General features: G+C 54.6%; 12 protein-coding genes. 5 read left to right on the forward strand and 7 right to left on the reverse strand.

Annotated features, from left to right (window positions below):
- The first annotated feature begins 72 nt into the window (after positions 1 to 72).
- The gene (locus QLQ17_RS07415; RefSeq protein WP_283208904.1) at positions 73 to 1,662 is read left to right on the forward strand and encodes a BCCT family transporter; all 1,590 of its coding nucleotides are present in this window, start codon (positions 73 to 75) and stop codon (positions 1,660 to 1,662) included.
- A gap of 68 nt (positions 1,663 to 1,730) precedes the next feature.
- Here QLQ17_RS07415 and QLQ17_RS07420 read toward each other — a convergent pair whose 3' ends face one another.
- The 4 genes from QLQ17_RS07420 to QLQ17_RS07435 form a co-directional block, all read right to left on the reverse strand.
- Positions 1,731 to 2,690 carry an alpha-L-glutamate ligase-like protein gene (locus QLQ17_RS07420; RefSeq protein ID WP_283208905.1) on the reverse strand — a complete coding sequence of 320 codons (960 nt, stop codon included), beginning with the start codon at positions 2,688 to 2,690 and terminating at the stop codon, positions 1,731 to 1,733.
- On the reverse strand, positions 2,690 to 4,210 hold the full coding sequence (locus QLQ17_RS07425) for an inactive transglutaminase family protein (RefSeq protein WP_283208906.1): 1,521 nt from the start codon (positions 4,208 to 4,210) through the stop codon (positions 2,690 to 2,692). The genes QLQ17_RS07420 and QLQ17_RS07425 overlap by 1 nt, the downstream gene beginning before the upstream one ends.
- Positions 4,207 to 5,016 (reverse strand): putative ATP-dependent zinc protease, encoded by an 810-nt coding sequence (locus QLQ17_RS07430; protein WP_283208907.1) that lies wholly within the window; start codon positions 5,014 to 5,016, stop codon positions 4,207 to 4,209. Before QLQ17_RS07430 ends, QLQ17_RS07425 begins: the two co-directional genes overlap by 4 nt.
- Before the next feature lie 93 nt (positions 5,017 to 5,109).
- The gene (locus QLQ17_RS07435) at positions 5,110 to 5,451 is read right to left on the reverse strand and encodes a hypothetical protein (RefSeq protein WP_283208908.1); all 342 of its coding nucleotides are present in this window, start codon (positions 5,449 to 5,451) and stop codon (positions 5,110 to 5,112) included.
- Positions 5,452 to 5,622: 171 nt separating this feature from the next.
- On the opposite strand from QLQ17_RS07435, the gene QLQ17_RS07440 reads away from it, so the two are divergent.
- Positions 5,623 to 7,023 carry a DNA recombination protein RmuC gene (locus QLQ17_RS07440; RefSeq protein ID WP_283208909.1) on the forward strand — a complete coding sequence of 467 codons (1,401 nt, stop codon included), beginning with the start codon at positions 5,623 to 5,625 and terminating at the stop codon, positions 7,021 to 7,023.
- A gap of 3 nt (positions 7,024 to 7,026) precedes the next feature.
- Complete coding sequence (locus QLQ17_RS07445; RefSeq protein ID WP_283208910.1) at positions 7,027 to 7,881, forward strand: hypothetical protein; 855 nt, start codon at positions 7,027 to 7,029, stop codon at positions 7,879 to 7,881.
- Between the two features lie 18 nt (positions 7,882 to 7,899).
- On the opposite strand, the gene QLQ17_RS07450 is transcribed toward QLQ17_RS07445, so the two are convergent.
- Positions 7,900 to 8,916: an AraC family transcriptional regulator gene (locus QLQ17_RS07450; protein ID WP_283208911.1), complete on the reverse strand. Its 1,017-nt coding sequence runs from the start codon at positions 8,914 to 8,916 to the stop codon at positions 7,900 to 7,902.
- A gap of 215 nt (positions 8,917 to 9,131) precedes the next feature.
- Here QLQ17_RS07450 and QLQ17_RS07455 point away from each other — a divergent pair, with 215 nt between their 5' ends.
- Positions 9,132 to 10,211 carry a CaiB/BaiF CoA transferase family protein gene (locus tag QLQ17_RS07455; protein WP_283208912.1) on the forward strand — a complete coding sequence of 360 codons (1,080 nt, stop codon included), beginning with the start codon at positions 9,132 to 9,134 and terminating at the stop codon, positions 10,209 to 10,211.
- A gap of 100 nt (positions 10,212 to 10,311) precedes the next feature.
- On the opposite strand, the gene QLQ17_RS07460 is transcribed toward QLQ17_RS07455, so the two are convergent.
- Positions 10,312 to 13,098 carry a hypothetical protein gene (locus QLQ17_RS07460; protein ID WP_283208913.1) on the reverse strand — a complete coding sequence of 929 codons (2,787 nt, stop codon included), beginning with the start codon at positions 13,096 to 13,098 and terminating at the stop codon, positions 10,312 to 10,314.
- Between the two features lie 379 nt (positions 13,099 to 13,477).
- On the opposite strand from QLQ17_RS07460, the gene QLQ17_RS07465 reads away from it, so the two are divergent.
- Entirely contained in the window at positions 13,478 to 14,992 is a 1,515-nt protein-coding gene (locus tag QLQ17_RS07465) for a fumarate hydratase (protein WP_283208914.1), read from the forward strand.
- A gap of 15 nt (positions 14,993 to 15,007) precedes the next feature.
- On the opposite strand, the gene QLQ17_RS07470 is transcribed toward QLQ17_RS07465, so the two are convergent.
- A complete protein-coding gene (locus tag QLQ17_RS07470) occupies positions 15,008 to 16,462 on the reverse strand; it encodes a protein adenylyltransferase SelO (protein WP_283208915.1) in 1,455 nt (484 codons plus the stop codon).
- Positions 16,463 to 16,517: the final 55 nt, after the last annotated feature.

The following is a 16,517-nucleotide window of genomic DNA, read 5'->3' on the forward strand; positions in this document are numbered from 1 at the left end:
AGATAAACGCTTTGTAATACTTAGCGAAAGAGCATGAATGCAAATCCGTAGCTATTAAAGGAGGCTCAGAACGTGGGCGAAGTAGTGAAAGACGAATACTCGACGGACTACGTCGCGGGGCAGGATAACATCCAGAAATTTGGATTGGACCTCCATGCGCCCGTCTTCCCGATTACGGCAGTGCTGGTCGTGCTGTTTGTGGTTGGAACTCTCATTTACCCCGGTGAGGCAAAGGAGATGCTGGATGGGGCCAAGTGGGACATTATCGCGACTTTTGACTGGTTCTTTCTTCTAAGTGCCAACATCTTCGTGATCGTGTGTCTTGCATTGATTTTCCTGCCAATGGGTAAGATTCGGCTAGGCGGCGAAGACGCCAAGCCAGAATTCTCGACCCTGTCATGGTTCTCAATGCTGTTCGCCGCGGGTATGGGTATCGGCCTGATGTTCTGGGGTGTTGCGGAACCGGTCGCCTACTACACCGGCTGGTATGAAACACCGTTTAACGTCGCTGCCAATACGCCGGCGGCAGAACGCCTGGCAATGGGCGGCACCATGTACCATTGGGGTCTCCACCCCTGGGCCATTTATGCGATCGTAGCACTGTCATTGGCGTTCTTTGCATTCAACAAAGGCATGCCTCTGACTATCCGGTCGGCTTTTTTCCCGCTTTTGAAAGACAAAGTCTGGGGTTGGCCCGGTCACATCATTGACGTACTGGCCGTCGTAGCAACCATCTTTGGCTTGGCAACGTCTCTTGGCTTTGGTGCTCAGCAGGCAGCATCCGGTCTGAACTATCTGTTTGAAACCGGTTCCGGCACAAACGTCCAGATGGCAATCATCGTGGGTGTCACCGCCTTGGCGCTGATCTCCGTTCTGCGTGGCCTGGACGGTGGTGTAAAGATCCTGAGTAACGTAAACATGGCTCTTGCCGGTGTGCTGCTGTTTTTCGTGATCTTCGCGGGCCCCACAATGGCCATCCTCCAAACGCTTTGGACCACGACTTCAAGCTACGTTGCAAACGTGGTTCCTCTCAGTAACCCGTTTGGTCGTGAAGACGAAGCCTGGTTCCAGGGTTGGACTGTCTTCTACTGGGCATGGTGGATCTCCTGGTCACCGTTCGTCGGCATGTTCATTGCGCGCGTGTCTAACGGTCGAACGGTTCGCGAGTTCATCACCGCGGTTCTTCTGATTCCAACTCTGATCACAGTGGTCTGGATGAGTGGCTTCGGTGGCACTGCACTTCAGCAGATTCAGAATGGCATTGGTGCACTGGCCGAAAATGGCCTGACGGATGTGTCGCTGGCGATGTTCCAGATGTTCACTAACCTGCCGTTCTCCGAGATTCTGTCTTTCGTGGGCATTATCCTGGTACTGGTGTTCTTCGTAACCTCTTCGGATTCCGGTTCGCTGGTTATCGACAGCATCACGGCTGGTGGCAAGACCGATGCGCCGACTGCCCAGCGTGTGTTCTGGGTTGTTATGGAAGGTGCCATTGCTGCGGCGCTGATCTTCGGCGGCGGCGAAGACGCCCTGGGTGCAATACAGGCGACCGCCATCAGTGCTGGCTTGCCTTTCACAGTCATCTTGCTGGTGATGACCTGGGGTCTGTTGAAGGGGCTTTCCCACGAACGGAAGCTGCTGATCGCCAAAGGTCAGATGTAGTCCCTTTTAGCGTTAAAAAAAACCGGAGCCTCTGGCTCCGGTTTTTTTATGGGCGCTTGATCAAAGAGTCAGGCTGCACGCTGGCCGTTGCCGAACGCGTCCTTTACAAATTTTACCCGTTCATCCGGTGTGAAATGGGGCCGACGTAGTGATTCAATGGTTTTCAGGCGCGGCAACAAACCGCAGCCATTCGCCATCTGTATTGCGAGCCCTGGCCTTGCGTTGAGCTCCAGAAGTAGCGGTCCGCGAACGGCATCAACCACCAGGTCCACACCCATATAACCCAGCCCCGTTGCCTCATAGCATCGGGCGGCCATGGACAGCATCTGATCCCAATCATCTATGGCAATGTTTTCCAGCGCCAAACCCAAATCCGGATGAACCGTAATCGGACGATTGAATTGCACCGCATTCAGTCCCCGCCCATTGGTGATGTTTAAACCAACCCCAATCGCGCCTTGATGCAGATTGGCCTTGCCGTCGGATGCCCGCGTGGCCAGACGAAGCATGGCCATTACCGGATAGCCCTGAAAAACCACGATCCTGATATCAGGAACACCCTGAAACGAGTACCTGGCAAGGCCTGGAATGGAATTCACCAGCTCTTCCACGATGGCAACATCGGGGCTGCCCGCTAGTGAGTAGAGTCCAGCCAGAATATTCGAGAGGTGTCGCTCCAGATAGGAGAGAGGCACTCTGGCTCCCGAAGCTTTCACAAACTGCTCGCCGTCCCGGCCCGAGATGACGGTAATGCCTTTACCACCCGAACCTTTCGCCGGTTTTACAGCAAAACCATTGATGCCCTCGGCCATAGAGCGGAAACCGGATATTTCGTGCTGGTGGCGGACAACCTGCAATAGCTTTGGCGTTGGCACGTCGTACTCTGCCACGACCAGTTTGGTTTTCAGCTTGTTGTCCACCAGAGGGTAAGACGCTCTGTTGTTGTAGCGGGAAATATAATCGACATTGCGCCGGTTCATATTCAGCATGCCCAGCCTGTTGAGCTTGAACGGCGATATCCAGCCCATCAGTCGTAGACCTTCATCGGGTTGAAGCGCCGCAGCTCACTGAGCTTGTAGCCCGTGTACTGTCCCATCAGCAGGATCAAACCCAGTACCACCAGATGCACTTCAGGGAAGTTAAAGGTCAGGTGGCTGGCAATCGGCGTACTCATTACCAGGAAAGCACAGACCGCAACGAAAAGACTGCCCGCGCCTTGAATAAATACCTCTCTGACGCCTTCCTCTTCCCAGAGAATCGACATGCGCTCGATGGTCCAGGCGATGATCACCATGGGGAAGAAGGTGACGGTCATACCGGTGTTGAAGCCCATGTGATAACCGGCGATGCTCAGACCAGCCGTAATAAAGATGACAAGAATGATCAGAGCCGATATTCGCGATACCAACAGCAGGTTAAGGCTGGACAAGTAGCCACGCATCAATAGGCCAATGGCGACAACAGAAACAAACGCGATCAATCCCGGCACCAGGGTGGTTTGCACGAAGGCAACGGCAATCAGAATTGGCATGAAGGTTCCCGATGTGCGAATGCCTACCACGATGCGCATGAAAGCGACGATCATTGCCCCCAGAGGCAAAAGCAGAAGCATCCGGAACATGCCTTGTTCTTCGATAGGTAGCTGGTAAAGGCTCAGAAAACTGAGGCCATTCTGATTGGATTCTGCCTGTGCCAACTGCAGGGCCGGTACGGTCTGGCGCAGCATGGAAAAACTGACCTCGGAGTCGTCGCCGCCAACAACGTCCAGCTGTGATGCCGCTGCTTGACGCCACAAAAGCACGTTCTCAGGCAAGCCCTGTTCTGCGGTGCGCGGGTTGAAGGTCAACCAGTCTTCGCCGTTGTAGATTTGCAGGAACGGCCGCAAGCTCTGGCGACGCCGGGCATCTTCCAGGTACAAACCGTCGGCGGTTCTGGCCGGAATGCCGGCGTGGTTCAGCATGCGGGACAGCAGGTCAAGATAATTGGCTTCGGACACCAGTAGTGTGGTGTTCTGCGAGCGTCTACTGTCTGGTTGCAGCAGTTTGATCAGCTCACGGGTCAGGCTTTCCGGAGTGCTGGAGCGTGATCGTGCCTGATCCAGAATTTCTTCCACGGCCGTTGCCTGGGGCTCTTCCCAGAACACTTTGTCCGTTCTGGGTTTGCGTTCAGGCGTCTGGCTCCGGATAGTCTCATCGGGAACCAGCTGAACTTTGAAATACAGGGTTTGTGGGCCAGTCACTTCGCGTTTGGACCATTCGGCACGTCGATTCCCGCCTTCCTCAACAATCGAGAAACCGTATCCTGGAGACGCGGCCTGTTCGGAAAGCACCCGGAATCCCGGCGGGTTGTCGGGTACGTTCAGACTTGCCAGTACCGGATCGCCGGTACCATTGAAGTCGACGCGCGCCTCCACCATCCAGACGGGCTTTTCCTGGCCGCTGAACCAGGGAATGCCCAGCTCAATGTGGCGCCAGATGGCTAAAGAAATTCCGGCAGCTATTAGAAGCGCGATGGCAATGTAAAACGGTATTCGGGACCTGGAGGTCATGGCGATTCGCTACCGCCGGCGTTGGGAAGCGGGGAGGGGAGTTCAGTGGCGTACTCCTTGCCAACATCGATCAACATGACGTCTCGCAGGATATTCCGTCCGACAAGCACCGAGTGAGACATCTGCTGGCGATTGGTCAGCGTGAACTCTGCCTGCTGATGATGATTGCCGATCATGAACTGGAGCTCTACCACGACACGTCGTTCCGATTCATCGGTGGTGGACTGAATGATTCGGACTCTGCGGGAAATCTCCTTTTCCAGGGTAATGAGTTCGCCGGTGCCAGGTTTTGGCACATCGAAACGTACCCAGTTATTGCCGTCCCGCTCGAAACGCGTAATGTTTCGGGCGTCCAGTGAGGAGGTTTCGGCTCCGCTATCAATACGGGCGTCGTACACCAGGCCCGGCACAGCCAGGTAGAACTTTTCCAGCTCGCCAACGATTACCTTGCCTTTCAGCCGATTTGTACGGCCTCGGGCATCGTTGCTGGCTGTTTGAGAGGCGGTTTTGCACTCAGCCGGTGCCGGGGCGGGAGGGCATGAATAGCGTTTTGCCTGCTCGTTGAGCGCGCTCAGAATGGCCTGGGTACTGGTTTCATTTTTTTCAGACAAAGCGCTGATTTGCTCAACGGTTTTCTGCTCCAGGCTTGCGATGCTTTGCCCCTGTGCTTCCACAGAGTCGCCCAACTGGTTCAGGTCCTTCTTCTCCACCATAAAGTATTGATTGGATGTGCAGCCGCTGAAAAAAATGACAGAAGCCAGAAACGTGGCCCATTTCAGAAACGAAGAAGGAACTAGCGCAGACATAAAGACCCGTTGAAAACCCACGAAAATTACGTCGCGAGAGTATACATCATCACTGACACGGTGTCGGTTTACGGTTAAGTAACGGGGGCAGGTTTATCGGGAGGAGTTTTGAGACAGGAAATGGTTGCCATCAAGTACTTCTTCAGACCGCAGATATTCCTGAATAAACGGGGAACAGTTGAGGTAAAACAGCAGCAGTTCGCGCTGGATGTCCTGATCCTGAATCCGCGAAGCAAAATGGATCAGTTCACGGACGGATTCATCGCCCTGCCCCTTGAAAGACCTGTTGTAGCGGGATTCGACCAGAGAAGTCAGACGCTCCAGATGAAACTCACCGGTATGAGTCATGTGTGGCAACAACCGCGTGTCGCCAGGTCCGGACTCATCGGTGCTGGAAAACTCCGATCCCAGTTTTTTCCAGAGCTCTTTAAGCATCTTTGCTATCTCGTTCCATCTCTCGCGCCCGTTCTAGACGTTGTAAATGATAATACGAACAGAGTCCAGAGACAGATGCTGGTGAGGTGATATTTTGCAAAGTAGTCACGTTTAATATGAGATAGACTGTCAACGCTTCCGTAATTCACGCCCAATAACAAGGAGTTCGAGGTGCCGGAGCCTTTGCAAGATTTTTTCCAGGGCGATCCAGTAGTGCTTGGTGTCCTTGCGCTTGTGCTGCTGGTCCTGACGGTGGTTTTATTTCGGCGGTCTCTGGAAAAAAAAGTGACGAGCCTGGAATCAGAAAATCATTGGCAACAGGGCAAAATTACCGAACTTGAAGCGGACAAAGAGGTGCGCGAGAAGCGCATCGAAGAACTGGCTAACGAATTGTCGGACGCGAAAATGGCTCTTAGAGAGCAGGAAGTCACTCTGGACAAGGAGCGGCGTTCGACCAACGAAAAACTTGAACTGCTGGAACGGAATCGCGATGCGCTAAAGCAGGAATTCGAAAACCTCGCCAACAAAATCTTCGAGCAGAAAAGTGAACGCTTCAGCCAGCAAACCAAGACCAGCCTTGATTCCCTGCTCAACCCGTTCAGGGATCAATTGCAGGACTTTCGCAAGCGGGTAGAAGACGTTTACACCACGGAAACCCGGGACAGACAGGCTCTGAGAAGCGAAATCAAGTCGTTACAAGAGCTGAACCGACAGATAACGGAAGAAGCGTCAAACCTGACCAAGGCATTGAAAGGCGACAAAAAGATTCAGGGCAACTGGGGCGAGTTGATTCTGGAACGGGTGTTGGAGCGTTCGGGACTTCGCAAAGGCATTGAGTACGAAACCCAGGGCACCTATCGCGACGACAACAATCAGCTGCTGCGCCCGGACGTGATAGTACACCTGCCAGACAGCCGAAATCTGGTAATTGATTCGAAAGTGTCTCTGGTTGCCTATCAGCAGTTTTCCAGTGAGGAAGACGAAGAAGCTCGAAATGCGGCTTTGAATCAGCACGTTGAAGCGGTACGCAACCACATCAAGGCATTGAGCGAGAAAGACTACAGCCAGCTGCACGGCTTGCATTCCCCCGATTTTGTGCTGTTGTTTATGCCTATTGAGCCCGCCTTTGTGGCGGCTTTTCAGCAAGACGAGAACCTGTTTGCAGAAGCATTTGAAAGAAAGATTATTGTAGTGACTCCCACGACATTACTGGCGACGCTCAGAACCATTGAGAACATCTGGCGCTACGAGCGGCAAAGCCAGAACGCGCGGCAGATCGCAGACAGGGCGGGCGCAGTTTATGACAAGCTCCGGGTATTTGTGGAAGCCATGGAGAAGCTCGGTGGCCAGCTCCATACGGCCCAGGGCACATACGACAATGCCATGAACACCCTGACCCGTGGGCGTGGGAATCTGATATCCCAGGCGAATCGCTTTGTCGAGCTTGGGGTTCGTGTTAAAAAAGAATTACCAAAGAGCATTCTGGATCAGGCCGAGGTCGATGCAGATGGCGGCGATGATGTGGGGGCGGCCCGCTCTGATGATGCTGTCGGTAACAACCAGCAGGAGTGAAATATGCTCAGTAGAGTCCGGGTAGTCCGCAAGATCATGATTGTTTGCCTGTTGTCGATGTCAGCGTATATCGGTAACGCGCTGGCGCTTGAACCTGAACACGAAATGCGCCGCTTGATGTTGGCCACGGAAACAGCGGTTAAAGCCGAGAGCTGGGGCGAAGCCAGTGAATATCTGTCCAGGCTGCAACAGATGGAGACGGGCAAACCTGCTGATTACCTGTATTACCGTGGTCGAGTGATGCTCGAATCCGGGCATTTGAATGAAGCCCAGTCTGCTCTGGAAGGTTACATTTCACAGGCGGGTGCGCAGGGCGATCATTACACGGCTGCATTGACAATGATCACCCGTGTTGAAAAAGCCCGCAAACGGGAAAAATCACCGACCAACCAGGTCACTCCCGCTGAAAGCGAGCCAGTCGCGGTCATTGAGCCTGCCGGTGAAGCATCGGCAGACCAATTGCGGGAGTTATACCTTGTAGATTCCGAGGCCGAAGCGCTTGTCATGCACCTGAATGCGTTGCTGAGTAACGTTGGCTGGCGCGCCGACCAGCGCATCAAACGATTGGATCGTCCCGCTGATATTTCATACCGGGTCAGTCGCAATAACGATTCGCTCAATATTCAGGAAGCCCGTCGAGAGACGAATGGCAGGGTGGCTCGTACGACAGAATCCATGACCGTATTTGGTGTAAACCCTGCGATCGATTGGGATTGTGAGCCGGCTGCTGCCGCTTGTTGGATTTACGATCCGCGAGACGGCTCACGTCTGATGCAGCTGGCGGAGAACCAGGGCGCTGCCAGCGAAATCGCACGGACGCTGGGGCGGCTGATTCGTACAATGCAGAACAACAACTAACTGGTAGTAGCTAGGCGGTTATTCAAGACCGCCTCTGTCGCCCTCGCGAAAAGCGCCTGGGGTAACCCCCGTCCACTTTTTGAAGGCCCGATGAAACGTGGACGGTTCCGTAAATCCTACCTTGAACGCAATGTCGTTAATCGCAAGATCCGGCCTCGACAGATAGTAGATGGCCAGATCTCGCCGCAACAGATCCTTGATCTCCTGAAACGAGGTGTTTTCCTGCTTTAACCGGCGCCTTAGGGTTTGCGGACTGGTGTTCAGTTCTGCCGCAATCCATTCGAAGTCGGGCAATGACCGGGAAAAATCGCGACCGATCAATGTGCGGATCCTGCCAGTGAAGGTGTTACTTTCGTCCGGTCTGGAGAGAAGATCTGCGGGGGAAGTTCTCAGAAACTGGCGCATCTCGGGTTTATCCCGGATGACGGGAGCGTCCAGGAATCGACGATCGAATGTCAGGGCCGTTTCGCGGGCATTGAAGGTCAGCGGGCAATGGAAAATATGGCGATACTCGTCACCATGAGCGGGCTCCGGGTAATTGAACTCCGCGCCCGACAACTCCACGGGCTGGCCAACCAGCCAGCTGCCCAGGCGATGCCAGATCACCAGAATGCTTTCCTGAAAGAAGTGAACCGGGTCATTCACTTCTCCTTCAATAACCGTTACCAGTCTTGCTTCGGTGCCGCTGGTTTCCAGCTTCATTCCCACCATCGGTTCAAACAACCGGCAGAATTCGAACGCCTGCCGATAAACAGATTTCAGGTTCGGGCAGTCCATGATCAAGGTGCACATGGTGGCAAAAGTGCCTGTTCTGCAACGGCGCGGGCCAAGGCCCATAAACTCATCTTCCAAAACGTTCCAGACCGTTTGAAGTAGCTGGCTGTACTGGTGGCTGTTCACCCTTGCCATTTCGATTTTGAGCAATTCAGGTGAAATACCGGCATCGACCAGCATGCGGTCGATGTCCAGTTTCTGACGCCTGGCGCCGGTTAACGCTGCCTCTACAAAGTGTCTGGAAACCGTCAGTTCAGACATGTCAATTGTGACTCTATCATTGTGCCATTTATTGTTGTCAGTGAGTTCCGTCTTCAGAGTGAATCATGCCATGGTTCAAAGAGTGAACCTAGGGTCATTCTTCACTGGATGAAAAAGCCACTGTGAATGGTCGATATGGTGGTTGGCGAAGCCAGGGAAAGCGGGCAGCATCAGAACATGGATGATGCATCGTCACTTTTCATAAGGAGCAAGGCATGACCCGCCCACTTAGCCACCTGAAAGTTCTGGATTTTAGCACCTTACTTCCGGGCCCGTACGCCACTATGATGCTGGCGGACATGGGCGCTGAGGTTCTTCGAGTGGAAGCGCCGGACCGAGTGGATCTGGCTAAGGTGATGCCCCCTTTTGACGGCAAGTTCAGCACGACCTTTTCCTATCTTTCCCGTGGCAAACAGACCTTGTCGCTCAACCTGAAATCCGAGGGCAGCGTTGACAAAATCAAAGCGCTGGTCCGGGATTACGACATTGTTGTTGAGCAGTTCCGTCCTGGCGTGATGGACCGGCTGGGCATTGGCTACGAGGCGCTTAAAGCAGAAAACCCCAACCTGATCTATTGCGCGATCACAGGCTACGGCCAGACCGGCCCCTACCGAGACAGGGCAGGCCACGACATCAACTATCTTGCGCTATCCGGCATCGCCAGCCATTCAGGCCGGCAGGAAAGCGGTCCGCCCCCGCTGGGCATTCAAGTCGCTGATGTGGCCGGCGGCTCCCATCATGCAGTCATGGGCATCCTGGCGGCTGTCGTCCAACGCCAACAGTCCGGGGAGGGCAGTTTCGTCGATATCAGCATGACCGATGCTGCCTTCGCCATGAACGCCATGGCAGGTGCCGCAGCGCTGGCGGGTGGTCAGGAACAGACGCGAGAGGGCGGCATGCTCAATGGTGGTTCTTTCTATGATTATTACCAGACGAGCGATGGGCGGTGGCTATCTGTCGGCAGCCTGGAGCCGCAATTCTCCGCTCAGCTGTTGGACACTCTGAAATTGAGTGATTTAAAACGCATCTCGATGAGCCAGAAGCCCGAAGATCAGCAGCGTTTGAAGGCGGCCATAAAAGAGAAAGTGTCAGAGCATTCGTTGGAGCATTGGTGTGGAGTATTTGCAGAGGTGGATGCGTGTGTTGAGCCAGTGCTGAGCATTGAAGAGGCGGCAGAGCACAGCCAAATTAGGCAACGGGGAATGGTGATACAGGCTGATCGAGGTGACGGAAAGCTTCAAAAACAACCTGGATGTCCGATCCAGTTCAGTGATTGGCAGTCTGCAGAAAGGTAAGCAGCACTAAATTTTGGATATTTTACTTCTGATTAGTAAAAAAAGGCCTGGGAACGTTGCCGAACCCAGGCCTAATTCATCTTAAATCATCCAGTCGAGTCTAATCTGCAGACGGAGAGTCCGCCTTGACGCTCGCTCCGTTGTTGAAACTGAGCGACGTTCCGTTGGAACCGAAGAACGAAATGATGTTGGTTGCCATATCCGCAAACACGGCAGTGTTGTCTGCTGACACGACAGTGGAATGCGTTCCTGCCGTAAAGCGGACCACATTTGCGTCTTGGGTCAGAGACTCCCCGGCCGGTGCGATCGCTACATCGACACGATCTGCCTCTAGCTGAGCGATAAGCGGCTCTGTTCCTGCAAGAGGCGCCGGCAGCGCTTCACCGAGAGGTGCAGAATACTGACCGGCATATGCTGTGTCAGCCGCGATTGGAATTGTCTGGTCTGCGGTGGTCGGGTCAGAACCATCACCAAAGATCTCATTGATATAGACCTTGGTTCCACTCTCATTAAGCGAGGAGACAAAGTTGTGTGGCTCTGCACTATCCAGGGATGCCTGAGCCACGTTCAGATATAGCTCAAGATTGCTGGTTCCCTGAGTCAGGCCTGATTGCGCCAGCCCTTGTAAAACAGTGCTACCGATGCTTGGAGAGTTTTCAAGAAGCTTGGCGATGCCAGCGCCGGGCGTTACCAAGGCGGCAGCGTTAATCGGAATGATATTGCTGTTACCGAGAACATCATCTTGGGCTGCATCGTTTACAAGCGCAACGAATGATGTGCCAAGGATGCCGCCAAGCGAGTGGCCGACGTAATACAGGTTGCTTCCGGTTTCTGTATCAAAATCCAAGGCGACGTCATTTGCGGTGCCGTCGTTGTCAAGATCAATGTCGTTCAGGTTGATCAAGCTGGCGTTCAGGTTAAGAAGATCAACCACGCCCTGCCGGTTGTTATCCCGGGCAGCAGGCAGGTTTCCAAGGTTCAGGAAGTATTCAGCCGATGAACCTAGGGCACCATCGCCGTATACCATCCGGGTCGGCCCGTCTGCTCCCTGTGACCACCCGAAGTGGCGCTCACTGACTGGAACCCCGGAGAAGACCCCGTTGTCGACACTGAAAAATAGGAAGGGGTCATCCCTACCGTCAGCCAGTTTTGGAGCGATGCCGTGCAGTGGCAGATCCATAGCGACGGTGACATAACAAGCGCGAGCGAGCTGATTGGCCATAGGCAGGCTATTGGCCCGGTTGCCGAATATACCGTGTTGGTAAATTACCACATCATAAGGTTTCGTATCGCCACATGTGGTGCCGTCAATATCGATGACGGTCGAGGGATCTGGAACAGAGAACATCAAAGGAGCGGTTACCGTCGCTTTTTCTGTGGCGAACGGGTAACGATACGTGATCTTGTCTGAGGGAGGAGTTGTGCCCGAATCGTTACCGGATGCAGCGTCAATAGCTGCTCCAATGCCAGTTGAAGCTTCCCACGTGGAATTCAATGCCTGTGCTGCGGATTCGGCCTCAGCAGGCTCCGTTGATGGGACTTCCAGAAAGTAAGGGAGCTCGATGCTCGCCTGAAGGATGGTCGACTCATCATTGGGTAGTGCGGGGTTTGCACCAGGGGGAATTCGTGTCGCTTCAAATGGAAGGATGGTTCTTGCAGCAGGAATAGAAAACTCCGCGCCGATGTCCGCAAGAGCCGCAACAGTCCCAGCGGCGGTCTGGGCAAGGGTAGGCGGTGCCTCATTGGCGTCATCGACCGCGTCGTTTGCGACCTGATTCAGCGTGGCCCATTGTTCTGGTGCGCTGAGTGCAGCAAAAGTTTCACTGTTAGCTGCAAGGTAGTCGGCAATCGCTGTCTGCCGAGTGTCGATGACTGAGCTTCTGTAGAAGAATTGGGCCGGTGAAACGGCCGCTTCAAGTACATCCGTTGTTCCGCCGGTCGTGAACGTCAGCGACAGAGCAATGTTGTCAGATGTCAGAGGATCCAGAGAAGGAATGGCTTCCCTTGAGCTGTTGGTCAGTGCTGCAAAATAGCCACTCGCCAGCTGCTCCCAGCCGGCGATTGCGTCGCGGACGCCGCCAAGAGCCGGATCAAGCAGAACTTTGTCCGGATCGCGAGTGAACTGATAAGACGGTGATGGGAAAATTGGGTCACCGTTAGGCTCTGTCACTTCATTGGTGATAACAACCAGATATTTGGTTTTTGGCTTCAGGGGCCGCAAAGGCGTGATGCGCAGCACGTTGTCTGTGCCACCGTCAAGGTCCACGACTTCCGCGCGGAACTCGTTATTGAAGTCCTGAACGGCTGCTGCAGCAGCCTGCAGCTCGGCGCCAGCGGCTGCGATCGCATCTGGATCAGGGGTCTCTGCGTTCTGCTCAGCTTCAAACGCAGCAGCCTTTGCCTGCAGATTCTGGAAGGCAAGGCCGATATCAAACGTTGGCACTTCCCCGGAATTCAGAAGGCCGTCACCACCCGGATAGTCCAATGAAAGCAGGAAAACGTTCTGTTGCGGATTCGGAGCCGGCGTGCCGTCGTTGTCGATCACCGGAGTAAAGACCAAACTGTCAGGGTCAATGGTTCCGCTCAGTTTGATGTCGTACTGCGCTGTGGTCGACGCACCGTCCATAAAATCCAACGCATTTGTAATTGGATTCTCGTCGCTACCGCCATATGTTCCGTCGGATGATCCCGCGGCCTGCAGGTCAGAAGGCACAGGAAGTGCGCTGGTGGCAGGGTCAAAGATCGGCCAGACAGAACCGGCTGGGTTAATCGCGCTGGTGGCATTGGGGTTGACTGGCTTCTCGTCGTCACCACTCTCAGTGCCGATACAGCCTGTCAGGGTAATTGAAGAGGCCACGGCAAGACTTAATAACGTTTTCTTGTACATGGGTGGAACCTTTTCCTGTTGTTGTGTCGTTATGTTCAGCGTCTGGCGGGACCGTACTCGTACGGTAAACCTTGTGTCAGACGCCTTTTCTGCTTGTTAGTGGGTTGCCTGAATGTCTGGCCGTAAAGTTAAGCCATTTTCATAGCTATGACTATAGCGGCAGCGAAGCAACAGTTGATCGCTCTAAAGTGTGATTCTGACCATCAGCAGCCCGACCCCGCGCTTGAAGTTAGGCCTCCATGGAAAATAGTTCCCCGTTCGACGTTTGTCGAGTGCATGTGTCCAGTCAGACATCACCTTGTTCATGCGGTGTCTGGGGGATTTTGGTAAACTTCGCGAATTGCATTCTTTTCGAACAACCAACCTTGATGAGAAGACTATGACCACCGTAATCCGCCAGGATGACCTGATCGAGAGTGTGGCCGACGCGCTGCAGTTTATTTCCTACTATCACCCGAAAGATTTCATTCAGGGCGTTTACGAAGCCTATCAGAAGGAAGAGTCTCAGGCGGCGAAGGACGCCATGGCTCAGATCCTGATCAACTCCCGCATGTGTGCCCAGGGCAAGCGCCCTATTTGCCAGGACACCGGCATCGTGACGGTGTTCGTTACCATCGGCATGGATGTTCAGTGGGATGCTGACATGCCGCTGGACGACATTATTAATGAAGGCGTGCGTCGCGCTTACACGCATCCGGACAACGTGCTGCGTGCATCGGTTCTGTCGGATCCGGATGGCAAACGGGCCAATACCAAGGACAATACCCCGGCGGTGATTCACTACAAGGTGGTGCCGGGCAATACCGTGGATGTTCATGTGGCTGCCAAAGGGGGCGGTTCTGAAGCCAAGTCCAAGTTCGCGATGCTGAATCCCTCGGACTCGGTGGTGGACTGGGTGCTGAAAATGGTCCCGCAGATGGGTGCTGGCTGGTGTCCGCCGGGTATGCTGGGCATTGGCATTGGTGGTACGGCCGAAAAAGCCATGGAGCTTGCCAAGGAGTCCCTGTTGGATCCGATTGATATCCACGAGCTGCAGGCCAAAGGGGCGTCTGACCGTTCAGAAGAATTGCGTCTTGAACTGTTCGAGAAAGTGAACGAGCTGGGCATCGGTGCCCAGGGCCTTGGTGGCCTGACCACCGTGTTGGATGTGAAAGTAAAAGACTACCCAACTCACGCAGCCAACAAGCCTGTTGCAATCATTCCGAACTGTGCCGCTACCCGCCATGCACACTTTGTGCTGGATGGCTCTGGTCCTTCATTGCAGACGCCACCAAGCCTGGACGACTGGCCGGAAATCACCTGGGAAGTGGGCGCAAGCGTGCGCCGCGTCAACCTGGACACAGTGACACCGGAAGACGTGAAAGACTGGAAGCCGGGTGAAACCGTGTTGCTTTCCGGCAAGATGCTGACCGGCCGCGACGCTGCCCACAAGAAAATGGTCGATATGATCGAGCGCGGCGAAGAGTTGCCGGTGGATCTGAAAGGCCGCTTCATCTATTACGTCGGTCCGGTGGATCCTGTGCGTGAAGAAGTTGTGGGCCCGGCTGGCCCGACCACGGCCACGCGGATGGACAAGTTCACCCGTACCATGCTTGAGAAAACCGGCCTGACGGGCATGATCGGCAAGGCCGAACGTGGTCAGGTGGCCATCGACGCCATTCGCGAATTTGGCGCGGTCTATTTGATGGCTGTGGGCGGTTCGGCGTATCTGGTCTCCAAAGCCATCAAAAAGGCGGAAGTGGTGGCGTTTGAAGAGCTGGGCATGGAAGCCATCTACGAATTCGAAGTAGAGGACATGCCGGTCACGGTTGCCGTGGATTCCAAGGGTTCATCGGTACACCAGACAGGCCCTGTGGAGTGGCACGACAAGATCATCGCCGCCAAGGCCGTTTGATCCTGCCCGTTCACTTCAGGAAGAACAGCTGATGTTGAGGTGCTTCCCCCAGTCAGGGGGAGGCGCCGCATAGTCCTCGTGTTCGGGCTGTTCATCGAATGGCTTTTCCAGAACCTTCAACAGTTTTTTCATGGGTTCGAAGTTTCCGCTCTGGGCTTCGACGATCACCTGTTGGGCAAGATAGTTCCGCAGAATGAATTTGGGATTCACCGACCGCATGCCCGCTTCCCGTTCTTCCGGGCCAAGGCTCTCTTTTTCGAGCCGTGCCTGATATCGACCGAGCCAGTCGCCAGCAACACTGCGGTCGACGAACAGATCCCGTATCGGGGCTGAGCCCTTGCTGTGAAGGTTGGACAGGCCTCTGAAAAAGAGCGTGTAATCAATGCGGTGTTCATGGAGCATACTGAAAGTGTCCATGATCAGGCTCAGATCCGACTCGTCCTGAATCTGCAGCCCCAGTTTCTGTCGCATCGTGTCCTGGAATCGTTCGTTGTAGGCGGTTTCGTAGCGTCGAAGCCCCCGTCTTACATCGTCTTCATCCATCACCGGCAGCAAGGCTTTGGCTAGATACTGGCAGTTGATGAAGCCAATGTTCGGCTGGCGGTTGTAGGCGTAACGCCCGCCCTGGTCGGTGTGGTTGCAAATGTACCCGGCGTCGAAATCGTCGAGGAACGCGTAAGGGCCATAGTCGAAGGTTTCACCGATGATGGACATGTTGTCGCTGTTCATCACTCCGTGGCAGAAACCGACGGCCTGCCAATCGGCGATTAGCCAGGCGGTGCGCTCAACCACCGCTTCATACCAGCGCCGGTAGCGCTCCGGCTCAGGCAGTTGAATCAATTCCGGAAAGTGAAGCGCAATGACGTGTTCTAGCAATGCGCGAAGCGCCTCTTCCCCTTCGTGGTGGGCTGCGAATTCAAAATGGCCGAAGCGGATATGGCTCTGGGTGACCCGGAGCAGCGATGCGGCGGTTTCTATGGATTCACGGCGAACGGGATCTTTTGCGCTGACCATGAACAGGGCGCGTGTTGTGGGGATGCCCAATCCGGCCATGGCCTCGCTGCACAGGTATTCGCGAATGGTGGAACGAAGCACCGCGCGTCCGTCGCCAAACCTGGAATAGGGCGTCATGCCAGCACCTTTCAGGTGCCAGTCCCAACGGCGCCCGTCAGGCCCGATGGTCTCCCAGAGAAGCAGCCCCCGGCCATCCCCCAGATCCGGGTTGTAAACGCCGAACTGGTGCCCGGTGTACTTCATTGCGACCGGATCCATGCCTTCCAGCAATTCAGTGCCAGAGCCAACGCCCGTCCATTCTGCAGGTTGGTCCGAACGGATCCCCATGGCCTCGGCAAGAGGTGCGTTAAAGCACACCAGTTTGCCGTCTTCCAGAGGCCGTGGTTTTACACGGGTGTAAAAGCTATCTGGCAATTCCAGGTAGCGATGTTCGATGTTTATCTTCGGCTCTGACATGCATGCTCATTTGGATTTGAATAGAGGCGCAGTGTCCCAGATAGCTAAGGTCTGC

The organism is Marinobacter sp. CHS3-4, from assembly GCF_030053415.1.
Classification (GTDB): Bacteria; Pseudomonadota; Gammaproteobacteria; order Pseudomonadales; family Oleiphilaceae; genus Marinobacter.